Raw genomic sequence first — 21,469 nt, 5'->3', positions numbered from 1 at the left:
GCGCGGCCCGGTCGGGGTTACAGTCCCGGTAAAACTTGCAGCGCTAGTTTACCGAAGAGTTCGCCGGAACCCGACGAGGTGTCGCCATGAATCTGGAGCTGTCCGAGGAGCAGGCCGCCCTCCGGGACCTCGCGGCCGCCTTCACCGACCGCGAGATCGCCCCCCACGCGGCCGCGTGGGACCGGGCCGAGTCCGTCGACCGGGCGATCATCGGCAAGCTGGGCGCGATCGGCCTCCTCGGCCTCACCATCCCCGAGGAGTACGGCGGCAGCGGCGGCGACCACCTCGCGTACTGCCTGGCCCTGGAGGAGCTGGGCCGGGGTGACTCCGCCGTGCGCGGCATCGTCTCGGTCTCGCTCGGCCTGGTCGCCAAGTCGGTCAACAGCTACGGCAGCGAGCAGCAGAAGCGGCACTGGCTGCCCCGGCTCACCTCCGGCGAGGCGCTCGCCTGCTTCGCCCTCACCGAGCCCGGCACCGGTTCGGACGCCGCCAACCTCACCACCCGGGCCGTCCGGGACGGCACGGACTGGCTGATCAGCGGCGCCAAGATGTTCATCACCAACGGGACGTGGGCCGATGTCGCGCTCGTCTTCGCCCGGACGGGCGGGCCGGGCCACCAGGGCATCACCGCCTTCCTCGTCCCCACCGACCTCCCCGGCTTCACCCGTACCGAGATCCACGGCAAGCTCGGCCTGCGCGGCCAGGCCACCGCCGAACTCGCCTTCGACGCCGTCCGCGTCCCCGACACGGCCCGGCTCGGCGAGCTCGGCAAGGGCTTCACCGTGGCGATGGCCGCGCTGGCCAAGGGCCGGATGTCGGTCGCGGCCGGCTGCGTCGGCATCGCCCGCGCCTGCCTGGAGGCCGCCGTCCAGTACGCCGGCGAGCGCGAGCAGTTCGGCCGGCCGATCGCCTCCCACCAGCTGGTGCAGGAGCTGCTCGCCGACATCGCGGTGGACGTCGAGGCAGCCCGGCTGCTCACCTGGAAGGTCGCCGACCACATCGAGCGCGGCCTGCCGTTCGCCACCGAGTCCTCCGTCGCCAAGCTCTACGCGAGCGAGGCCGCCGTCCGGGCCGCCAACAACGCGCTCCAGGTGTTCGGCGGCTACGGCTTCATCGACGAGTACCCGGTCGGCAAGTACCTGCGCGACGCGCGGGTGATGACCCTCTACGAGGGCACCAGCCAGATCCACAAGCTGCTCATCGGGCGTTCGCTCACCGGCGTCAACGCCTTCTGACCTCCCTCAGAGCATCCGCCCCCCACTGGATAAGGAGCCCGACGACGTGCGTCCTGTCTACTTCGCCGCAGCCCGCCGCACACCCATCGGCCGGCTGCGCGGAGCGCTCGCCACGGTCCGCCCGGACGACCTCTCGGCCACCGTGCTGCGCGCCCTGCTCGCCGACGTCCCCACCCTCGACCCGGCCCGGATCGACGACGTCTACTGGGGCGCCGCCAACCAGGCCGGCGAGGACAACCGCAACGCCGCCCGGATGGCCGTGCTGCTCGCCGGCCTGCCCGACAGCATCCCCGGCGCCACCGTCAACCGGCTCTGCGCCTCCGGCCTGGAGGCCGTCACCCTGGCCGCGCGGGCGATCGGCTCGGGCGAGGCCGACGTGGTGCTGGCCGGCGGCTGCGAGTCGATGACCCGCGCCCCCTTCGTCCTCCCCCGGCCCGACGAGGCGCTGCCGCACCGGATCGAGACCTTCGACACCCGGCTCGGCTGGCGGCTCACCAACCCGCGGATGGCCGACCTGCACGGCGTGCTCTCGATGGGCGAGACCGCCGAGGAGGTCGCCGCCCGGTACGGCATCACCCGGGAGCGCCAGGACGCCTTCGCGCTCCGCAGTCACCGGCTGGCCGCCGCCGCCCGCAAGGACGGCCACTTCGACGCCGAGCTGATCCCGGTCGAGCGGCCGGACGGCGTGACCGTCCACCAGGACGAGAGCATCCGGGAGGACACCGGCCCGGAGAAGCTCGCCCGGCTGAAGCCGGCCTTCCGCCCGGGCGGCACGGTGACGGCGGGCAACGCCTCGCCGATGAACGACGGCGCGGCCGGCCTGGTGCTGGTCAGCGAGGACGTCCTGGGCGAGCTGGGCCTGCAGCCGCTCGGCCGGTACGTGGCCGGCGCCTCGGCCGGGGTGCACCCGGACGTGATGGGCATCGGGCCCGTCCCCGCGACCCGCAAGGCGCTCGGCCGGGTCGGCTGGTCGGTCGCCGACCTGGAGGAGGCCGAGCTCAACGAGGCCTTCGCCGCCCAGGTGCTCGCCAGCGTCGACCAGCTGGGCCTCGACCCCGAGCTGGTCAACCCGACCGGCGGGGCGATCGCGCTCGGCCACCCGCTGGGCGGCTCCGGGGCGCGCATCCTCACCACCCTGCTGCACCGGATGCGCCGCAACGGCACGCGGCGCGGTCTGGCCACCATGTGCGTGGGCGTCGGCCAGGGCACCGCCGTCCTGGTCGAATCCGCCTGAACGCCGAGGGCCGGCACCCGGCCCGAGCGACCGACGGCTCGCGGCCACCGTCCCGTTCCCTTCTCTCATCGACATCGACATCGACGTCGCAATCGCAAGCGCAATCGCAATCGAAGGAGTTGCCGTGACCCGATTCACGGGCAAGGTCGCCGTCGTCACCGGTGCGGCGCAGGGCATCGGCGCGGCCACCGCGCGTCTGCTGGCCCAGGAGGGGGCGGCCGTCGCGGTGGTCGACCTGACCGCCGAGCGGGCCGCCGGGACGGTCGAGGAGATCACCGCCAAGGGGGGCACCGCGCGGGCGTACGGCTGCGACGTGGCCGACTACGACGCGGTGGAGGCGGTCTTCGCCGAGGTCGCCCGGGACCTCGGCGGGGTGCACATCCTGGTGAACAACGCCGGGATCACCCGGGACAACCTCTTCTTCAAGATGACCAGGCCGGACTGGGACACGGTGCTGACGGTCAATCTGACCAGCGCGTACAACTGCAGCCACGTGGCGCAGAAGTACATGGTGGCGCAGAAGTACGGCAAGATCGTCTCGCTCAGCTCGCGCTCGGCGCTCGGCAACCGGGGCCAGGCGAACTACGCCGCCGCCAAGGCGGGCATCCAGGGCCTGACCGCCACGCTGGCGATCGAGCTGGGTCCGTTCAACATCAACGTCAACGCCGTCGCCCCCGGCTACATCGCCACCCCGATGACCGCCGCCACCGCCGAGCGGGTCGGCGCGACGGCCGAGGACCACCAGGCGGAGGTCTCCGCCCGGACGCCGCTGCGGCGGGTCGGCCGGCCCGAGGAGATCGCCTCGGTGGTCGCCTTCCTGGCCAGTGAGGACGCCTCCTACGTCAGCGGGCAGACGCTGTACGTCAACGGTGGGGCGCGCTGATCACGACTGACGTTTCGTCAGAAGGCCGTCCCCGGCGTCGGGTTACCTTCGCCTGGGACGGCCTTTACCCTTTCCGGTGGCCAGGCACGACCATGCCGACGGGTACCAAATGACTATGGCATGATCATGCGGCTATCGATGGGATGGCCGGACCGCCCCGACCTGACCAGGTCGGGCCCTGCGTCCCAAGGAGTCCCATGGGCAGCCCCGCCACCCTCCGCCGCGCCCTGGCCCTGCTCGCCGTCGGGGCCACCGCCCTCACGGCCGGCACGCTCGCCGTCCCGGCGGCCCACCCGGCCGCCGCCGGCCTCGCGGGCGTCCACGTCCGCCCCGCCTCGGCCGGGCACATCAGTGCCGTCGGCCGGAACGCGCCCCTGCCCACCTCGCAGTGCGTCAGCGAGATCGGCATCCACTGCTACTCCCCGCTCCAGTACCGGACCGCCTACAACCTCGACCCGCTGTACCGGGAGGGCGTCACCGGCAAGGGCCGCACGATCGTCATCGTCGACTCCTTCGGCTCACCGACCATCCAGCACGACCTGGAGGTCTTCGACAAGCAGTGGGGCATCCCGGACACCAAGGTCGAGGTGGTCAGGTGGGGCAACGTCCCGGTCTTCGACCCGACCAACCCCGACCACACCGGCTGGGCCGGTGAGAGCACCCTGGACGTCGAGTACGCCCACGCCATCGCCCCCGACGCCCACATCATCCTGGTCGAGACCGGCGTCGCCGAGACCGAGGGGACGACCGGCCTGCCCGAGATGATGGACGCCGAGAAGGCCCTCATCAAGTCCGGCCGCGCCGACGTCATCTCACAGAGCTTCGGCGCCACCGAGAACACCTTCCCCGGCTTCGACAAGGGCGACTACAGCTCCATCACCGGCCTGCGGTACGCCTTCCAGGAGGCCGCGGCGCGCGACGTCACCGTCCTCGCCGCCTCCGGCGACACCGGCGCCACCGACTACCAGGCCAACGGCGAGGACCTCTACCCGCACAAGGTCAACTCCTGGCCCTCCGCCGACCCGCTGGTCACCTCCGTCGGCGGCACCCAGCTCAGCCTGGACGACGCGGGCCGGCGGACCGGGCCCGACCAGGTGTGGCACGACAACTACGGCGCCGGCGGCGGCGGGACCTCCGCCGTCTTCGAGCGCCCCTGGTACCAGGCCGGCGTCGCCGGTGTCACCGGGAACCACCGGGGCACGCCCGACCTCAGCATGAGCGCGGCGGTCGACGGCGCCGCCTGGACGTACGAGTCCTACGACCCGACCTCGGTCGGCTGGCACCTCACCGGCGGCACCAGCGAGGCGACCCCGATCTTCTCCGGCGTCGTCGCCCTCGCCGACCAGCTCGCCGGCCACCGCCTCGGCCAGCTCAACTGGCGCCTCTACGGCCTCGCCCTGCTCCCGCAGCAGTGGAGCGGCCTGGTCGACGTGACGGCGGGCGACAACTCCTGGGACACCGTGACGGGTTACCGGGCCGCCAAGGGCTACGACCTCGCCAGCGGGCTCGGCACCATCGACGGCGCGCGGTTCGTCCACGCCCTCGCCGGGCGGTAGCGGCCCCTGGATCCGGGTACGGCGGAGCGGACGGCCGGGTGGGTGGGCCGTCCGCTCCGCCGTGTCGGACGGCCGGGGCGGGTCGGGTCGGACGGGCCGGGGCGAACGGCCGGGGCCGGTCCGGTCCCGTCCCGGTCCGGTCCGGGGTACGACGTGGTCCCGGAGCGGCTCCGGATGCGCGGGCCGGCCGTACGTGGTGCGCTTGAACAGTCCGATGGTGGCCGGCTCCTGGGGGAAGCGGGAAGCACTGGGCCCCTCTGGACATCGACCGTTCGGATGCACCTCCCGGCGCCGTACGCACCCGCGAAGGGGCGGCGCCCCGGAAACCGGCCTGACCACGATCCGAGGTGGAGCCCATGGCTCTCTTGAAGAAACTCTCCGCAGGAACGATCGCGGCGATCACGTCCGGAACGTTGCTCTTCAGTGGTGCCGGAGTGGCACTGGCCGGCGATTCCGGCCACACGGGGAACACCGCCGCTCCGGCGGCGCGGCACACCGGCCCGTCGACGCAGCCACGGGCCGACGCGGCGGCGATCGAGGCCGCGCTGAGGGCCGTGCTGCTCGCCAATCCGCAGCTCATCGGGAGCCCCCTCTGCCCGGAGACCCACAGCGCCGATGACGTCGGGGCCTGTCTCCTCCGACTCCAACGACTGGCCCCGCTGATCCTCCATCAGCCCGATCTACTCCCCCGCCTGTCGACGGGCCTGATCCTGAACCTCCTGGCGCCGGCCATCGCCTGCGTACTGGCGGGAAACGACCCGGCGCTGTGCCCGATCGCAGGGCCGCAGGGCTCGGCCGTTACTGGATGACCTGTCAGGACCTCATCGACGACTGGACGGACGGGCGTATCGCACGCCCGCCCGTCCCGGTGCTCAGGTGGTCTCCGGCCGGGGGGCCGCGAGCTGGGCCAGGTAGCGCTCGGCGGCGCGCAGCTTGCGGCCGTCGCGGCCCGGCAGGTGGGCGCGCAGCTCGATGATCTCGGGGGCGATCCGGATCGCCTCCGCCCGGTCCGCGATCGCCCGCCAGCAGGCCTCGGCGTTGGTGGCCGCCTGCTGGGTGTCCGGGTGGTCGGGGCCCTGGGAGCGCAGCAGCGTCAGGGCCACCTCGCGGTAGATGTCCGCCGCCTCGACCGACTTCCCGGCGAGGCGGCACACGTGGGCCCGGACCTGCCGGACCTGGAGGACGGGCGCGGAGACGGCGCCGTGCTCTGCGATCGCCTCCAGTTCGAGGGCGAAGGCGAGGTCGGTGGCGGCGGCGTGGTCCCCGGCGTCGGCGCTGCGGACGATGCGGCCGATCACCTCGCGGTAGTCGTCGCGAGGGGGTTGGGGGGCCTCGGGGGCCGTGTCGCTCTCGGCGGCGGCTGCGGGCTCCGGCTCGGCAGCGGCGGCGGGCTCCGCGGCGGGCTCGGGCTCCGGCTCGGGCTCGACGGCGGCGGGCTGCGGGTCGGGGGCACCGACCGCCGGCTCCGCGTCCACCGGGGCGTCCACCGGAGTGACGGCCGGAGTGACGGCCGGCGGCGCATCGGCCGGCGCGACGTCCACGGGCAGCGGATCCACGGGCACCGCGTCCACCGGCACCGCGTCCGCCGGCACCGCGTCCGCCGGGCGGCCCTTGCCCAGGGTCACGCCCGCCGTCGCCGCCGGGCGCCAGGCGTAGGCCTTCAGCAGGTCGACCGGCCGGGCCGGGGGCGGGGGTGTGGGCGGCACACCGGGCTTCAGCAGGTTCACCGGGTCGTCGGACGGCCGCGCCGGGGCGTGCTGCGGTGCGGCCGCCGGTGCCGAGCCGGGCACCGGGAAGGCGGCCGCGGCGCCCTTGTTCAACGTCACGGCGGGCCGGGCGGACGGCGCGCTGTCGCGCTGGGCCGGCGGGCGGGGCAGCAGTGCGGCGGGGCGCGGGCCCTCGTACGGGACGGCGTCCGGCAGTGCGCCGTCCGTGCGGCGGGCGGTGTTGCGGAAGAACGGCCGGTTCGGCGCGTGGGTGGCGAGGATGACGACGTCCGGGCGCAGCACCGAGTACACCTGCTGGCGCAGCTGTTCGGGCGCGAGGACGGCGTCGGCGCCCGGGCGGCCGCCGTGCAGGGCCTCGATCAACGCGCGGGTGAAGGTGCCGATCTGCTCCGGGTCCGGGCTGACCACCGCCCAGAGCGGGAGGCCGTCGGCGAGCGGCGAAACGGTGCCCTGGAGGTAGGGCCAGGCGTTCTGATCGGCGCTCAGGTCGGCGATGACGAGCGTCTGCCAGTCGGCGGGCCGGTGCCGGAGCTCGGCGGCGACGGACTGCCAGGCGATGCCGTCCTGCCGGATGCTCCCCGGCTTCGAGTCCCGCAGGGTGAGGTGGAGTTGGCCGCCGCGCTTGTCGGCGAGCAGATGGCCGCCGAGGTGGACCAGCAGCGGCCCGGGGTGCCGGGCGGCCGCGCGCAGGTGGGCGAGGACGGTGTGCGGGTCGCTGGCTCCGGGGAGGTGGACGGCGTCCACCGCGTCGGCCGCGAGGAGGACCTGGGGCGAGACGGCGGCGAGCATCGCGGACAGGACGGGCGCCTGGGTGGGGCCGCCACGCCCCCAGGTGCGGCGGCCGGAGCTGCCGTAGCCGCCCTCGACCACCAGGATCCGCCCGCGCGGCGCGGCCCCGAGGCCACCCGGACCGGCGGCGAAGCCGTGGGCGGGGGTGGTGCCGTGGGCGGGCGTGCTGCCGGGTGTCGGAGCGGTGCCGTGCGCCGGGGTGCTGCCCGGGACGGTGAACGGCGGCGGGGTCGCGGAGGGCGGCGGGGTCGGGGACGGCGGCGGGGCGACGAAGGACATCCCGGTGACGGTCCATCCGGTGGGCGGCGCCATCGGCGCGGCCGGGGCGGGGGCCGGAGTCGGCGCCGGGGCGGGGGCCGGCGGCTGGACCGGGACCGGCGGCTCGTAGAGGGCCGCGGGGCCCGGCGGGTGCTCCTCGTAGGGATTGCGCGGCGGCCGCGGCGGTGCGGCGTCCCGGGGGGCCGGCTCCACGACGGAATCGGGGCCTCCTGGGAGAGCTGTCGACTCCGCCATCTCTGGTCACCGCCCCGCCCCGCCGCTGAGCGGCGTCTGCTGCCCTTGCCCCGTGGCGCCTGCGACCACGACCGTCTGCGCCACCCTACGAGATCCCGGCACACCCGAGCCAGGCCGGGTGGGCGATCACCGCCCCACCGCTCCGTCGCGCCGTACCGCCGCTGTTCACCGCAGTTCACCCGGCTCGCCCGGCCGTCACCCCCCTTGCGCCCGCGCACCCGCCGGCGCCCGGACGGCTGCGGGCGCGCGCCGCGGTCGACCCCGGCCCGCCGGGGCGAGGGGCCGCTTCTCTCCGCAGGCTTCTGACGGCCCGGTGGAGCTCGTGCCGCCCCCGCGCCGCCCACTCCGCACTCGGCGGAGGCCTGCCCTTCCGGCACGGGGATCCCACCCGATCGTGCAGCCGCCGTGCCCCTGTGACGAGGCGTCCGGCCGTCTGCTCCGGGTGGCGGTGGGCGCGCCCACCGGCCGGATCGCCCTGCGCCGGTGTCCGCGGCGTCGGCAGGACGCCGCCAAGTGTTCACCCGGGCCGTCGGCCTCGGCCGGTACACCCCGGCCGCCCCCACCCACCTCCGCACCCGGGCACGGAACAGCGCCGGCTCCCGGGGCCCGCCGAGGATCCGCCACCTTGCCGGGAGACGCGGGCGTCCGGCCCCGGTGGACACGCACCGTGCCGGCGGATCGCGAACGCTCGGCCGCCGACGGCGCCGGGGCGGCGCACTCCGGGTGAGGCCCCGTCATCACGACGCATCGACGCGGTGGTGGCCGCGCCGGCGACGCTCCGCCGCCTCAGGCCGGGCCCGCGGCGACGCAGAACTCGTTGCCCTCCGGGTCGGCCATCACCACGTGGTGCCCGTCGAACACCTCCAGGACGGCTCCGCCCGCCCGCACCAGCCGCTCGGACTCCGCCGTGATCCGCGCCCACCGCTCGCCGGCGCTGCCGTGCCCCGGCACCCGGACGTCGATGTGGAGCCGGTTCTTCGCCGTCTTCGGTTCGGAGACCTTGAGGATGGAGAGCCGGGGCCCGACTCCGTCGGGATCGCAGAGCCATGCCCCGTCGTCCTCGGAGTCGTCCTCCGGCAGGTCGAACTGCGCGAGCCACTCCTCGCGGGTCCTGAAGGGGGGCGGCGGCGGCTCGTCGATGTAGCCCAGTGCCGTCTTCCAGAAACCGGCGAGGAGCTGCGCGTCCGCGCAGTCGAGGGTCAGGTCGATTCTGGCTGCCATGACAGGAGCGTATGACCCGGCGCCGACGCCTGCCCGCCGCCGGCCCCGGCGGGAGTGCGGACCCTGCGGGCGCTCACCTCGTCGACCGGGAGGGGTGCGGCGCCGGCCGGGCCGGATGCCGGACGCACCGAGGCCTCCGGCGGGGGGGGTGGCGGCACCACGGACTGTCGGGGCCCTGTCGGTGGCGGCCGGCAGGGCCCCGACAGTCCGTTCCGGTGGGCGGTCAGCCGGCGAGCCAGTCCCGGTAGTGGGTGGGCGCCACGCGGGCGTCGGGCCCCGGCGTGAGGACGTCCCCGCGGACGGCGGCGAACAGGCCCGCCCGGTCGTCGACGACGACGGGGCGCCGGTCACCGCGCGCGGCCAGGGTCAGCCGGCCGATCTCGTCGAGCGTGAACCTGTCGGGGCCCGCGACCTCCAGGATCCCGCCGAGCGGCGCCGCGCCGGCCACGTCGGCGAGCGCGTCGACGACGTCGGCGCTGGCGATCGGCTGGAGCGGGGTCGCGGGCAGCCGCACCGCGGTCTCGTCCGAGGTCCACGACATGGTCGGCTCCATGAACTCGAAGAACTGCGTGGCGCGCACGATCGAGTACGGCGTCGGGCCACCACGCAGCAGCTCCTCCTGGAGGACCTTGGCGCGGTAGTAGTCCAGCTCGGCGACCTGGTCCGCGCCGACGATGGAGAGCACGACCTGGTGGCTCACCCCGGCCCGCTCGCCGGCGGCCAGCAGGTTGCCCACCGTGGTGCGGAAGAAGTCGAGGGACCGGTCGTCGAACGTGGGGGAATTGGTCACGTTGACGACGGTGTCGGCGCCGGCGAGCGCGTTGTCGAGACCCGCCCCGGTGAGCAGGTCGACGCCGGACGACAGCGACGCGGTGGTCACCTCGTGGCCTCGCGCGGTCAGCTCCGTCGCGAGCTGGGAGCCGATCAGGCCGGTGCCGATGACGGTGATGTTCATGGTGTGCCTTCCTTCTCTTCCTGGGCCGAGCCCCACCCCGGGCAGAAACTCGGACATCTCATGTCCGAGATGATGATACTCGGATAGCCTGGGTCCGAGTCACATGGAGGTGGCATGAAGTTGTCCGGTGGCGTGGAGTGGGCGCTGCACTGCTGCGTGGTGCTGACCACGGCCGGCGAACCGGTGCCGTCGGCCCGGCTGGCCGCGCTGCACGACGTGTCCCCGAGCTATCTGGCCAAGCAGATGCAGGCGCTGTCCCGGGCCGGCCTGGTGCACTCGGTCCAGGGCAAGACCGGCGGCTACGTCCTCACCGAGCGGGCCGAGGACATCACCCTGCTGGACGTGGTGCAGGCCGTCGACGGGGCGGGCCCGGCGTTCGTCTGCACCGAGATCCGCCGGCGCGGACCGCTGGGGACGCCGCCCGAGCAGTGCACCGGGCCGTGCCCCATCGCCCGGGCGATGGGAGCGGCGGACGAGGCGTGGCGGGCGTCCCTGGCCGCCGTCACGATCGCGGACCTCGTCGCGTCGGTGGAGGGTGACAGCGGCCCCGAGGCACTGCCGAGGATCGGCGCCTGGCTGAACGAGGGCCCGGGCGGTCGGGCCTAGGGTCCGTGCGGCGGATCGTGCGACCGCCCCGCGGCCGGATCGATGGTCCGGCCACGGGGCGGGGAGGTCCGAGCAGGGACGGGTGCGACCGGTCGCGCCCGCCCGCCCGCTCACGCCCCCGAGAGCAGGTCCCGCAGCAGGGCGACGGTGTCGGCGTCGAGGTCCCGGCCGGTGCGGCGGCTCAGCGCGTCCAGCCGGTTGACGGCGCGCAGGAGCTGGTCCCGGGCGCCGGCGGAGGCGTAGGCGTAGAAGAGGTCGCGGTGCAGGAGCTCGACGTCCGGGGCGACGGCGAGACCGCGGAAGACGGCGGCCTCGGCGCTGCGGTGGTCGCCGTACTGGAGGCGGCGGGCGGCGAGTTCGTGGGCGGTGTCGACGATCGCCGCGATCATGTCCTGCCGCTCCGCCTCGGCCCAGCCGTACGCGGCGGGCGGGGCCTCCGCGAACGGGGCGCCCCGCACCAGGGCGAGGGCGTGGGCGAGGGCGGCGTCCGCCGTGGCGCTGGTGCTGCGCATGCCGCGCCGGTAGAGGCCGCGGAACTCGTCCCAGTCGCAGGTGACCGTCGGGGCGAAGGCGTAGCCGTCGGTGGTGTCGGTGGGCAGGAAGGCCCGGCCCTCCGCCGAGGTGCCGAACCAGGCGGCCAGGTCGGCGAGTTTGCCGGGCAGCGGGCTCTCGGCGTCGGCGACGGTGGGGTGGGTGTCCAGGTGGGCCGCGCCGGGGTGCAGGTCGTGGTCGAGCGCGGCGTGGTCGGCGCCGGAGCGCAGCGAGAGGTAGGCGGCGAGTTCGGTGAGCCGGGGCAGGGCGGCCGGTTCGACCGTGCCGGTGGCGCCGGCCACGTCCACCGGTCCGAGCAGCCGGATCCGGGGGGCGGTGCGGACGGCGTGCGCCTCCGGGGAGCGGAGGATCGCCAGCAGGTCGTCGCTGTCGCTGCGCACCGGGGTGGTGCGCGCCACCGGGGCGGTGGCGGCCGGGCCGGGAGCCGGCTCCGGGGCCGGCTCGGGGCGGCCGGGGACCCTCGGATCGGCGCCGGTGGGCGCCGGGGCGGCGTCGTGCGTCGGCACCGGCTCCGGCACCGGCACCGGCACCGGCGCGGGCTCCGCGACCGGCTCCGGCCCGGGGGCCGCCGCGGGCAGCGGCTGGACCGGGACGATCACCTGGGTCTCGACCGGGGCCGGCAGCCGGAGGTTCTGGGTGGTCTCGTCGGCCTCCCCCTCGGCGGGGTCGGCCTCGGCGCGGCCCCCGTCGGCGGCCGCCGGGGCGGGCGCCACCGCGGGCGGTCCCGCCGGCGGCACCGCCGGGGTGCTCGCCTGCCGGCCGAGGCCGTTGACGAGGTAGCGGGACCCGGGTCCACCGGCGGCGGGCGCGGCCGGATCGGTGCCGGCGAACGGGCTGACGCCGGTGCCGATCACCCGGGCGAGCAGACGCGGACCGGCCGCCTCGACACCGTCGTCCGCCCCACCGCCGCTGCCGCCGTCGAGCGCGCCGCCGTCGAAACCGGTACCGAGGGCGTTGTCGAAGCCGCCACCGTCGAAACCGCCGCCGAACGGCGCCGCCGAGGCGCCGACCGCCGCCAGTACCGGTACGGGGGCCGGGAGTTCGGCCGGTTCGAGATCGACGCCGGGGCCGTCGAGGGTCCAGGCGGGGGCGGGGTGCTGGGTGGTGTCGTCGGCGGCCCGGAGCAGCTCGGAGACCTGCTCGTACTGGCCGTCGGTCAGGCGCTGGAGCTCGACGGTGACGTGCAGGCCGGGAATGGTCGCCTGGCCGGTGGCGGGCAGCGTCCAGCGGGCGACCGGGCCGGTGCCGCGCTCGGGCGCGCGGGTGACCACGGCGACGCAGGTCCGGGGGCGGGCGTCGAGCAGGCGGCCGAGCTCGGCCGGGACGTCGCCGCCGGGCTGCTGGGCGCAGAGCACGATCTCGGGGACCCACGACTCGTCGGCCAGGCCCCGGCTGCGGGCGTCCCGGGGGCTGGCGGCCTCGGCGGCGACGAGCGTGGCGCGGGCCTTGGCGGTGCGCGGGCCGAGGGCGGCGAGCGCCGCCTCCAGGGTGGGGTGCCGGTGGACCCGCTCGGCGGCCGGTCCGCTGATCGGCAACTCCTCGGCGAGGTCGACCAGGTGCAGGTGGAGGCGGTCGGCCAGCGGGCTGTGGGCCAGCTCGATGGCCAGGGTGCGCAGGACGTCCCGGGCGTCGTCCGGGTGGCCGGAGAGGTGGAGCAGCCGGACGGTCTCCAGGTCCGCGAGGACCACCGAGCCGTCGGGCGCGCTGCCGAGGGTGACCAGCGCCGGGTAGGGCGAGGCGGTCTTGCGGGCCTGGGAGGGCGAGAGGAGCTCACCGGCGTCGGCCGCGCACCACCAGACGTTGGCGGCGTGGGCGGCGCGGAACGGCGCGATCGGGGTGGCCGGGCCGGAGAGGTGCAGTTCGACCGTGTGGCCGGGGGTGATCCGGGCCGCGACGATGGCGGGCAGGCGCTTGCCGCCGCGCACGGTGTTGCGGGCCATGGTGCGCAGGGCGCGGTCGAGCAGGTCGAGGCCGCGGTCGTCCTGGCGGACCTTCAGTTCGGCCTCGAACGCGGCGGCGGGGGCGGCCGGCAGCGCGATCCGGTGGCGCGGACGGCGGGCGCGCAGCTGGGTGCCGCGCTTGTGGGCGACGGTGCCGACCATCATGGCGGCGAGCAGCACGCCGACGGTGGAGGCGGTGAGGGCGACGGTGTAGTCGTCGCTGCGGGCCTCGGCGTGCGCGGCCGGGGCCGGGGCGTCGGTCGGTGCCTGGGTGGGCGCGGGGGTCGGCGCGGGGGTCGGCGCGGGGGTCGGCGCCTGGGTGGCCGCGGGAGCCGGGGCGGGAGTCGCCTGCGGTGCCGGTGCCTGGGGGGCGGGTGCCGGAGCCTGGTCGGCGGGAGCCGGAGCAGGTGCGGGAACGGGTGCGGGTGCCGGATCAGGCGTCGGAGCGGGAGCGGGCGCGGGCGCGGCGGCCCCCGGCAGCGTCAGCACCATCCCCGGCACCACCACGTCCGGGTCGGTCAGCCGCTCGCCGTCCGGCGCCTGGGCGCCCTGATTGGCCTCGAAGAGCTTCGGCCAGGCCTCGGCGTCCCCCAACTCCCGTTCGGCGATGGCCGACAGGCTGTCCCCGGCCGCCACCGTCACGGTGCCGTGCCCGCTCCCGGCGGTCCCGCCGGTGCCCGGCTGCGGCGCACTCGGTGCACTCGGCGCGGGCGCGGGCACGGGCGCAGGGGTCGGCGCCTTGGCCTCGTCGGCCTTGGCGTCGCCCGGCATCAGCAGCTCCCAGCCGGGCTGGATGGGCCGCTCGGCGTCGAAGCGCAGGCCCGAATCACCCATCGTCCGGCCGTCGTTGAGCTTGGCGATCTCCACCCAGCGCTCGCCCGAGCCCAGTTGGCGCTCGGCGATGGACCAGAGGCTGTCGGCCGGCCGGCTGTCCCGGACGGTGTAGGTGGGCTGCTGGTCGGCGGCGGGTGCGAGGGCGGGCGCGGCCTGGGCCGCGGGCAGCGCGGCCCGCTGCACGCCGGCGGCCGGCTGGGCCTGCGCGACGGCCGGGGCCCGGTCGGGGGCGGCGGCGAAGGCCGAACCGGCCACCGGCAACAGGGCGATCACCGAGCCGACCAGGCCGGCCGCGACCCGCTGGCTCCAGCCGAACGCCGGGATCCGCCGGGCGATCCGCCCGCGCAGCTGCGCCGGGATCTCCAGCAGGACGGAGAACGCGAAGCAGAGCCAGCCCAGCCAGCCGACCACGACCAGCAGCCAGAGGAAGAGCCGCCCGTCGTCGGGGCTGGTGAGCAGCTGCCCGACGCCGTCCGGCGCCACCTCGCCCATCGCGGCGACCGCCCCGGTGCCGTACAGCAGCAGCGCGGGAACGCCGACCAGCAGGACGATCAGGGCGACCAGCGCGGCGACGGCGGTGAGCAGGGCGCCGCCCCGGCCGCCGCGGCGCGGTGGCAGCGGGGCCGGCCGGCGGCGGGCTCCCGCCGGGGCGGGCACGCCCCGGGCCGGGCGTCCGGCGCGGGCTTGGTCCTTGGCACGTGGCGCGACCATCAGTCGGTCTCCGCTTTCTCGACTCCGTGGACGAGGGTGGCACTGCCCTTGCCCGTGACCTTCTGTTTGCCGAGCTCGCCCAGCAGCGCCGGCCGGTACTCGGCCTGCACCGTGACGGTGACGGACGAACCGTCGTCCGAGAACGCCACGTCGTGGACGGAGAGGTGGTACAGGGCGAGGTAGCTGTTGGCAGCGTCCTTGACGTAGTCCTGCTTGATCTTGTAGCCCTCGCCCCGGAGCAGGGCGGCCTCGTCGAGCTGCTGACCGCCCACCCGGGCCGCCTCCTGGGCGTAGCCGTCGGTGCGCTCGGCGACGCGCAACCGGCCGCCGGCGTCCACCACGAGGGCGATGATCAGCACCAGGAACGCCGCACAGATCGCCACGAAGATGGCGATCGCGCCGCGGTCCGACCGGTCCCGGCCGCGCCGGCCGGATCGCCGGCCCCCGGCCCACCGCCGGACGGCGTGGCCGCCCCACCGTTCCCCCCCGGGTCTGCGCACCGTCACGCCCCCTCCCGCACCTTCGTCTCCCTGGCGGCCCCACCGGGGACCGCTCCGCCTCGCCCTGCCGTCCCCCGGGAGCTCTCCGCTTGCGTCTCCCCCGCCCGGGCCGTCCCCAATCCCCGCCCGGAGCCCTCGTCGGCACCGGCCGTCCACCTCACCGGCATCGCCCGGCTCACCCGGCCCGGTACCGGTCGACCACCGAGACGAACCGGCCTTCGAGCCGTTTCGTCCCGGGCATGCCCGGCCCGGGCAGGAGGTCGCTCAGACCCACCTCGCACCGGACCGTCACCTCGACCGTCGCCAGCGTCACCCCGTGGCTGATCAGCTCGCCGTGCTTCACCACGGTGTCGCTGTCGCGGCAGGTGACGCCCTGCTGCCTCAGGGTCTCGGCGGCGGTCTTCTTGACCAGCTCGTCCATCCCGTCCACGCTGCGCGCCAGCGAGGCCGTCCGGGCGGCCGAGCGGGCCGCCGCCTCCACCGTGCCGGCCGCGGTCTGCACCCGGCCGGCGGCGACGGCGACCAGGATCAGCGCGACGACGCCCGGGGCGACGATCGCCGCCTCGATCGCCACCCCGCCGGCGTCGCGCCCGCGCGCCGACCGGGCCGACCGCAGGCGGGCGAACCGGCTCCCCCGCCCGGCGGCCCGGCCCGGCCGCCCCGCCCGCCTCACGGCGCCGCCCGCGGCGGGACGAAGCGCTCGCGCGGCGCCTCGGCGTGCTGCGTGATGGTCGGCGGGGTGACGCCGGGGATCAGGACCGGCGGCGTGAGCTCCACCGTGACCCGGATCAGCACCGGCGAACTCCCGTCCGTCCGCACCCGGTAGCCGGGGCCGCCCTGCCGCTGCAGGAAGTCCTCGGCCTGCCGCTTGGCCGCGGCGTCCTTCACCTCGTCGCTCTGGTTCCCCTGCACGCGGCCGGCGTCCACGCCCTCGCGGGCGGCGGTGAGCGCGAGCTGGCGGTTGTACCACCACATCGAGCCCTGGACGACGATCAGGACGAGCAGCAGGACGACCGGGAAGACGATGGCCAGGCTCAGGCTTATCGCTCCCCGGTCGCGGCGGCGACGGGGTCGGTGCATCACGGGGTCGCCGCACCGCCGGCGCCGCCGGGCAGGTTCGGGTCCTGCTCGACCTTCTTCACGACCTTGTCCTTCAGCGCGTACAGCGCCACCGCGACGGCGCCGGCGACGAAGACCAGCGCGATGATGGCCAGGGCGAGTTCGATGCTGATCGCGCCCCGGTCGCCGCGCGCCCTGGCGGCCTTCAGCCGGCCGACCCGGAACTGGAAGAGCAGCAGGGCGAACTGAACGGGCAACAGGGTGGGCCGGATCAGCCGGCCTGCCAGGGATTTGAGCTGGTCGGACATCGGAGTACTCCCGGGGGTTGGGTGTGGTGTCAGGTGCTCACAGGCACTACGGGGCGGTGTCAGGCGAGCATCTGGTGGAGCGCGGGGAAGACGATCAGGGCGGTCATCAGCAGGGTCAGGGCGGCCCCGGGCGCGACCATCCGCTCGCTGTCGGCGTTGGCCCGGGCGAGGTCCTCGGCGAGCAGCTCGCCCCGCAGGCCCTTGGCGCGGGCGCGCAGGGTGTCGTAGACGGCAGCGCCGTCGGTGCCGGAGAGCCGCATGATGTCGGCGACGTCCTGCAGCGGGGTCAGCCCGAGTTCGGCGGCGAGCGCGTCCAGCCCCGCCCAGGGCGGCAACCGGTCGGTCGTGGCCCGGTCCAGGGCGTCCCGGATCCGGCGGAAGACCGGGCCGCGCCCGACCGAGGCGGCGCGGCGCAGCGCCTCGGCGGGCCCGAGGTCGGCGGCCCGCTCCAGCGCGACCAGCTCCAGGTAGGCGGCGATGCCGTGCAGGTACTCCGTCCGCGCCTCCTTGGCCTCGCCGCGCACGATGGCGTCCGGGACGAACCAGAGCAGCCCGGCGAGCAGCGGCCCGACCACCAGCGGGAGCGCGAACGGCAGGCCCATGTCCAGCAGCACCGCCATCGCCGCCAGATAGGCCGGCAGCACCAGACCGATCACGGCGAACAGCAGCTTGTGCGCCATGAACCGGGCCGGGGCCCGGCCGATCAGCGACAGCTCGCGCTGCGGGACGCGCACCCCGCGCAGCCCGATCGAGCTCTCGCCGATCCGGTCGTACCAGCGCGGCCGCTCGTCCGGGTCGGGCGCCCGGTCGGAGGGCGTGCGGTGCAGCCGGTCCAGGGCCTGGCCCAGGTCGGGCGGGGCGGGCCGCAGTTCGGAGATCAGCAGGGCGACGCCGCCGGCCGCGACCGCACCGGCCAGCACGGACCAGGGGGAGATCATCGGACCTCCCCGAGGAGTCGCTGGTCGTCGCCGGTGTCCTGGGGCTCGCCCTCGGCCGGCCGGTCGGTGCCGCGTCTCCGGCCGCCGCTGCGGCTGCGCCGGTCGGTCACCAGGAGGCGCGGGACGGGCGGGTGCGCGGCGAGCGCGCGCATCCAGGCGATGATCGCCACGAACAGCGCGGCGACCACGGCGAGCACGATCTGGCCCAGCGCGGTGCTGTAGGGCCTGGTGTAGGCGGTGTTGAACGAGCCGATCACGACGACCAGCACGATGATGCCGACCAGCCAGCGGATGGTGGTGCGGTGCTTGGCCCGGTCGGCCTCGATCGTCCGCCGCTGGCGGACCTCCTCGCGGACCGAGTCGGCCATGTCCGCGAGTGCCCGGGCCAGGCCGGGGCCGCTGTCGCCGGAGCGCAGCAGCAGTGCGGAGAGCACCTTGTCGGCGGTGGCGTCGGCGAGGCTGTCGGCGAAGGCGCGCAGTGCCTCCTCCGGCCGCCAGCGGGCCTGCAGCCGGGCGGCCAGCTCGCCGATCTCGTCCTCCAGGGCGGCCGGCGCGGTGCGGCGGCTGGTGACGATCGCCTGGTTGAGGCCGACGCCGAGCAGCAGCACGTCGGCGATGCGCTGGGTCCACTCGGAGAGCGCCTCCAGCCGTTCGATCCGGTGGGTGTCCGAGCGGGTGGTGTCGAAGAGCCAGGGCAGGCCGAAGACGGCCAGCGGCACCAGCAGCGCGGTGAGCGGGATGCCGGTGAACAGCCAGCCCAGCGGCGCGGCGATCAGGGCGATCGACAGCTGGATCCGGCGCAGGCGCACCACCCGGGCGGAGGCGGTGCCGGGCGCGCCGTACCAGAAGGCGTGGCCGCGGCCGGCCGACGGGCCGGGCCCGGACCGGCCGTCCTCCTCCGGGTCGCCGGTCTCCTCGCTGCCGCGGGCCCAGGCCACCAGGGTCACCAGACCGGCCGTGACCAGCAGGCCGCAGAGGACGAAGAGGAGCGTCATCGCGCCCCACCGCCGATCCGCAGCTGCAGCGGCTGGCCCCAGCTCCCGTACCGCGAGCCGAGCAGCGCCGCGTCGAAGCCGGCCCGGCGCAGATCGTCCAGGCAGTTCGGCGGGGTGTGCGGGACGGCGCGCGGCTCGCCGAGCTCGGGGCGCGGGCCGAACACGGTGTTCAGCGCGGGCCGGCCGCTCTCCCCGAGGCCGGCGACCTCCAGGACGTGCGAGACGAAGCGGTGACGGCGGCCGCCGACGGCCGTCTCGTCGACCATCGAGACGTGCACGATGAGGTCCACGGCGTTGGCGGTGAGCCGGTAGGCGAGCGTGTCGGTCATGTGCGAGCCGTACTCCAGGCAGAGCTCGGCGATGCGGTCGACCACCATGTGCGGGCCGCGGGCGTGCAGGGTGCACATCGAGCCGCCCTCGCCGTTGGTCATCACGCGCAGCATCGGGACGACCTCGCCGGAGCGGACCTCGCCGACGATGATCCGGGAGAGGGTCATCCGCAGCGCGGCGGGGATGAGGTCGCCGATGCTCAACTCGCCCGCCGGCCGGCCCTCGACGCGCTCGCCGTTGCCCTCCCGGGCCTCCATCGGGACGACCTGGCGCAGGTGGCCGAGGGTGTGCAGCCAGAGCTCGAACTCCGACTCCAGGGTGCCGATCCGCTCGTCCGGCGGGATCTCGGCGGCCATCGCGCGCAGCAGGCTGGTCTTGCCGACGCCCTGGGTACCGGTGATCATCACGTTCTTCCGGGCGCGGATCGCCGCGGCCAGGAAGGCGGCCAGGGTGGTGTCCAGGGTGCCGAGTTGGACCATCTCGGGCAGTGTCGCCGAGGCCACCCGGTGACGGCGGATCGCCACGTACGGGCGCGGGGTCACCTCGGTGAGCGCCTGGAGGCGCATCCCACCCTCCAGCCGGAGCGCGAGGGTCGGGCTGGAGGTGGAGAGGCTGCGCTCGCCGCCGCCGTGCTGGCGGGCGAGGTCCTGGAGCAGCTCGATCAGCTCGGCGTCGCTGTCGGCCACCGGCGGTACCTGGCGCAGGGGTTGGTGCACCCGGGAGATCCAGACGTCGTCGCAGCCGTTGATCAGGATGTTCTCGATGTCCGGGTCGTCCAGGTAGGGCTGGAGCCGCCCGGCCCGGAAGAGCAGGTCGAAGACGGCCTCGGCGAGCGCGCGGTCCTGCTCGCGGGTCGGCGGGATGCCGTGGGTCTGCGCGTACGCGTCGGACCAGCGGGCGACCGCCTCCTCGATCAGGGCCCGCCCGCGCTGGCGGCGGGTGGCGCGGTCCGGCTCGATGCCGGAGGTCGCGGTCAACCGGGTGATCTGCTGGTGGAGTTCGGCCGCCACCTGGCGCTTCAGCTCGCGCGCCACCTGCGGGTCGACGGCCGGCCGGGTGCCGGCGCCGCGCAGGTCGAGCGCGGGCAGCTGGGAGGGGACGGCGGTGGGGGTCGCGGCGCCGCCCTGGTGGGCGGCCGGCCCGACCGGGCCGGGGGCCACCGGCCCAGGCGGCGGCGCCTGGTGGGGCGCCGGCTGCGGCGCCGTCCAGGGCAGTGCGGCCGGGTCGGCCGCCGGATGCTGGTGCAGGGGGCTACCGCGCACGGAGCACCTCCCCGTAGCTGACGTGGGACCCCTGACCGGCGGGCGGCTGCTGCGGCCCCTGGGCGTGGGGCGGTTGCGGCTGCCCGTACGGCGCGGCCGGCCCCGGCTGGACCTGGCCGTACTGGGCCTGGCCGTACTGGGCCTGCCCGTGCTGGGCCTGCCCGTTGTGCTCGGAAGCGCCGTACTGCGCCTGGCCGTACTGCGCCTGCCCGTTGTGCTCGGGCACGCCGTAGGGTGCCTGCTCGTACGGTGCCTGCCCGTACGGCGCGGACCCGTACGGGGCCGACCCGCCGTACTGCGCCGATGCGTCGGGCTGCGGCGACGGCTCCGGCTGCTGCGGCTGGACGTGCGCCGGGAACGGCGCGGGCGCGGCCGGCTGCGGCGCCAGCCCCGCGAGCGGAGCCACCGGACCGGTGGTGATCACCGGAGCCTGCGGCGCCGACCCGTACGGCTGGGGCGTCGACGCGTACCCGAAGGACTGCCCCTCCCCCTCCGCCGCGGGCGCCGGACCGACCTGGGCGGGCGCCGCCGAGGGGGCCAGCCGCTGCCGGCGGCGGCGCACCAGCGCCTGCACCTCGTCCGCCGCCGACCGGGCGGTCCGCATCAACTCCGAACGGATGAACCGCCGGTCGGTGACGTCCCCGCCGTCCGAGAGCACCCGCGCGGTGCGGGCCGCGTGCGGCAGCAGCCCGAGCACGGGCAGCCCGTACTCGCGCGAGACCTCCGCCCCCGAGTACGGGCCCTCGGTGACCAGCAGCAGCCCGAGCGCGTCGGCGCCGGTGCCGGCGGCCGCGAGGTCCTCGGCGAGTGCGGACAGCCGGGGCCGGGCCGCGCTCAGCCCGCGCAGGGTGGTCCGCACGGTCATCGCCACCACGTCCGCCCGGCGGGCCAGGACGGCGCTGGTCCCGGTGGCGCCGGAGCGCCCGAGGTCCAGGATGACGTCGTAGCCCTGCGGTTCCAGCCCGTGCAGCACCTCCATCAGCGGCTCCCAGGTGTAGGCGAGCCCGGGTGCCTGGGTCGGGTCGGTCAGGCCGGGCAGCAGCAGCCGCTCGGCGTTCCCTTCGGGCGAGAGGTCGATCAGCTGCTCCCAGAGCGTCTGGGCGAGCAGCCCGCGCCGGTCCGCGACCGCCAGGTTGCGCAGCCCGTAGACCGCCTCGACCCGGCCCTCCAGGGCGCCGGCCAGGACGGCGCCGCCGTCCGGGTCGCACTCCACCAGGACGATCCGGCGCCCCGGCGGGAGCGGCCAGGCCAGCAGCAGCGCCAGGGCCGTCGTGGTCGCGCCCGGCGCCCCCGGGCCGCCGACCACCGCGATCACCGCCAT

The 21,469-nt window shown here is 75.9% G+C and carries 18 protein-coding genes; 6 read left to right on the top strand and 12 right to left on the bottom strand.

Annotated elements, in window-relative coordinates; genetic code table 11:
- The first annotated feature begins 86 nt into the window (after positions 1-86).
- The 5 genes from ACWDRR_RS08670 (at position 87) to ACWDRR_RS08650 (ending at position 5,717) form a co-directional block, all read left to right on the top strand.
- Positions 87-1,235, top strand: a complete 1,149-nt coding sequence (locus tag ACWDRR_RS08670) for an acyl-CoA dehydrogenase family protein (protein ID WP_449771432.1) — start codon at positions 87-89, stop codon at positions 1,233-1,235.
- Between the two features lie 46 nt (positions 1,236-1,281).
- Entirely contained in the window at positions 1,282-2,469 is a 1,188-nt protein-coding gene (locus ACWDRR_RS08665) for a thiolase family protein (protein ID WP_449771431.1), read from the top strand.
- Positions 2,470-2,593: 124 nt separating this feature from the next.
- Positions 2,594-3,352, top strand: coding sequence for a beta-ketoacyl-ACP reductase (locus tag ACWDRR_RS08660; RefSeq protein WP_449771430.1), 759 nt, complete (start codon positions 2,594-2,596; stop codon positions 3,350-3,352).
- A 197-nt stretch (positions 3,353-3,549) separates the two neighbouring features.
- Positions 3,550-4,908: a S53 family peptidase gene (locus tag ACWDRR_RS08655; protein ID WP_449771429.1), complete on the top strand. Its 1,359-nt coding sequence runs from the start codon at positions 3,550-3,552 to the stop codon at positions 4,906-4,908.
- A 356-nt stretch (positions 4,909-5,264) separates the two neighbouring features.
- Positions 5,265-5,717 (top strand): hypothetical protein, encoded by a 453-nt coding sequence (locus ACWDRR_RS08650; protein WP_449771428.1) that lies wholly within the window; start codon positions 5,265-5,267, stop codon positions 5,715-5,717.
- 63 nt (positions 5,718-5,780) lie between these two features.
- Here the strand turns inward: ACWDRR_RS08650 and ACWDRR_RS08645 are convergent, their stop codons facing one another.
- From ACWDRR_RS08645 to ACWDRR_RS08635, 3 genes are all read right to left on the bottom strand, one after another.
- A complete protein-coding gene (locus ACWDRR_RS08645) occupies positions 5,781-7,895 on the bottom strand; it encodes a hypothetical protein (RefSeq protein ID WP_449771427.1) in 2,115 nt (704 codons plus the stop codon).
- Between the two features lie 828 nt (positions 7,896-8,723).
- Positions 8,724-9,158: a VOC family protein gene (locus ACWDRR_RS08640; protein WP_449771426.1), complete on the bottom strand. Its 435-nt coding sequence runs from the start codon at positions 9,156-9,158 to the stop codon at positions 8,724-8,726.
- A 223-nt stretch (positions 9,159-9,381) separates the two neighbouring features.
- Complete coding sequence (locus ACWDRR_RS08635) at positions 9,382-10,113, bottom strand: SDR family oxidoreductase (RefSeq protein WP_449771425.1); 732 nt, start codon at positions 10,111-10,113, stop codon at positions 9,382-9,384.
- Between the two features lie 114 nt (positions 10,114-10,227).
- On the opposite strand from ACWDRR_RS08635, the gene ACWDRR_RS08630 reads away from it, so the two are divergent.
- Positions 10,228-10,719 carry an RrF2 family transcriptional regulator gene (locus ACWDRR_RS08630; protein ID WP_449771424.1) on the top strand — a complete coding sequence of 164 codons (492 nt, stop codon included), beginning with the start codon at positions 10,228-10,230 and terminating at the stop codon, positions 10,717-10,719.
- A 110-nt stretch (positions 10,720-10,829) separates the two neighbouring features.
- Here ACWDRR_RS08630 and ACWDRR_RS08625 read toward each other — a convergent pair whose 3' ends face one another.
- The 9 genes from ACWDRR_RS08625 to ACWDRR_RS08585 form a co-directional block, all read right to left on the bottom strand.
- Positions 10,830-14,756, bottom strand: a complete 3,927-nt coding sequence (locus tag ACWDRR_RS08625; protein ID WP_449771423.1) for a BTAD domain-containing putative transcriptional regulator — start codon at positions 14,754-14,756, stop codon at positions 10,830-10,832.
- Positions 14,756-15,139: a hypothetical protein gene (locus ACWDRR_RS08620; RefSeq protein ID WP_449771422.1), complete on the bottom strand. Its 384-nt coding sequence runs from the start codon at positions 15,137-15,139 to the stop codon at positions 14,756-14,758. The genes ACWDRR_RS08625 and ACWDRR_RS08620 overlap by 1 nt, the downstream gene beginning before the upstream one ends.
- 292 nt (positions 15,140-15,431) lie before the next feature.
- Positions 15,432-15,830 (bottom strand): TadE/TadG family type IV pilus assembly protein, encoded by a 399-nt coding sequence (locus ACWDRR_RS08615; RefSeq protein ID WP_449771421.1) that lies wholly within the window; start codon positions 15,828-15,830, stop codon positions 15,432-15,434.
- A gap of 95 nt (positions 15,831-15,925) precedes the next feature.
- On the bottom strand, positions 15,926-16,336 hold the full coding sequence (locus ACWDRR_RS08610) for a TadE/TadG family type IV pilus assembly protein (protein WP_449771420.1): 411 nt from the start codon (positions 16,334-16,336) through the stop codon (positions 15,926-15,928).
- Positions 16,336-16,623 carry a hypothetical protein gene (locus tag ACWDRR_RS08605; RefSeq protein ID WP_449771419.1) on the bottom strand — a complete coding sequence of 96 codons (288 nt, stop codon included), beginning with the start codon at positions 16,621-16,623 and terminating at the stop codon, positions 16,336-16,338. Before ACWDRR_RS08605 ends, ACWDRR_RS08610 begins: the two co-directional genes overlap by 1 nt.
- Before the next feature lie 59 nt (positions 16,624-16,682).
- Positions 16,683-17,561, bottom strand: coding sequence for a hypothetical protein (locus ACWDRR_RS08600; protein WP_449771418.1), 879 nt, complete (start codon positions 17,559-17,561; stop codon positions 16,683-16,685).
- Complete coding sequence (locus ACWDRR_RS08595) at positions 17,558-18,556, bottom strand: type II secretion system F family protein (RefSeq protein WP_449771417.1); 999 nt, start codon at positions 18,554-18,556, stop codon at positions 17,558-17,560. Before ACWDRR_RS08595 ends, ACWDRR_RS08600 begins: the two co-directional genes overlap by 4 nt.
- Entirely contained in the window at positions 18,553-20,148 is a 1,596-nt protein-coding gene (locus tag ACWDRR_RS08590; RefSeq protein WP_449771416.1) for a CpaF family protein, read from the bottom strand. The genes ACWDRR_RS08595 and ACWDRR_RS08590 overlap by 4 nt, the downstream gene beginning before the upstream one ends.
- Positions 20,138-21,469 carry a hypothetical protein gene (locus ACWDRR_RS08585; RefSeq protein ID WP_449771415.1) on the bottom strand — a complete coding sequence of 444 codons (1,332 nt, stop codon included), beginning with the start codon at positions 21,467-21,469 and terminating at the stop codon, positions 20,138-20,140. The genes ACWDRR_RS08590 and ACWDRR_RS08585 overlap by 11 nt, the downstream gene beginning before the upstream one ends.

The sequence above is a fragment of the Kitasatospora sp. NPDC003701 genome, assembly GCF_053587085.1.
Note: the sequence above shows the minus strand (reverse complement) of the source record. Positions and strands in the feature narration are given on the sequence as shown.

What these genes read in the sequence shown, in the direction of transcription:
- ACWDRR_RS08600 (WP_449771418.1), bottom strand. Translation starts at nt 17,561, where the DNA reads ATGATCTCCCCCTGGTCCGTGCTGGCCGGTGCGGTCGCGGCCGGCGGC.
- ACWDRR_RS08630 (WP_449771424.1), top strand. Translation starts at nt 10,228, where the DNA reads ATGAAGTTGTCCGGTGGCGTGGAGTGGGCGCTGCACTGCTGCGTGGTG.
- ACWDRR_RS08625 (WP_449771423.1), bottom strand. Translation starts at nt 14,756, where the DNA reads ATGGTCGCGCCACGTGCCAAGGACCAAGCCCGCGCCGGACGCCCGGCC.
- ACWDRR_RS08610 (WP_449771420.1), bottom strand. Translation starts at nt 16,336, where the DNA reads ATGCACCGACCCCGTCGCCGCCGCGACCGGGGAGCGATAAGCCTGAGC.
- ACWDRR_RS08605 (WP_449771419.1), bottom strand. Translation starts at nt 16,623, where the DNA reads ATGTCCGACCAGCTCAAATCCCTGGCAGGCCGGCTGATCCGGCCCACC.
- ACWDRR_RS08655 (WP_449771429.1), top strand. Translation starts at nt 3,550, where the DNA reads ATGGGCAGCCCCGCCACCCTCCGCCGCGCCCTGGCCCTGCTCGCCGTC.
- ACWDRR_RS08670 (WP_449771432.1), top strand. Translation starts at nt 87, where the DNA reads ATGAATCTGGAGCTGTCCGAGGAGCAGGCCGCCCTCCGGGACCTCGCG.
- ACWDRR_RS08595 (WP_449771417.1), bottom strand. Translation starts at nt 18,556, where the DNA reads ATGACGCTCCTCTTCGTCCTCTGCGGCCTGCTGGTCACGGCCGGTCTG.
- ACWDRR_RS08650 (WP_449771428.1), top strand. Translation starts at nt 5,265, where the DNA reads ATGGCTCTCTTGAAGAAACTCTCCGCAGGAACGATCGCGGCGATCACG.
- ACWDRR_RS08585 (WP_449771415.1), bottom strand. Translation starts at nt 21,469, where the DNA reads ATGGCGGTGATCGCGGTGGTCGGCGGCCCGGGGGCGCCGGGCGCGACC.
- ACWDRR_RS08640 (WP_449771426.1), bottom strand. Translation starts at nt 9,158, where the DNA reads ATGGCAGCCAGAATCGACCTGACCCTCGACTGCGCGGACGCGCAGCTC.
- ACWDRR_RS08635 (WP_449771425.1), bottom strand. Translation starts at nt 10,113, where the DNA reads ATGAACATCACCGTCATCGGCACCGGCCTGATCGGCTCCCAGCTCGCG.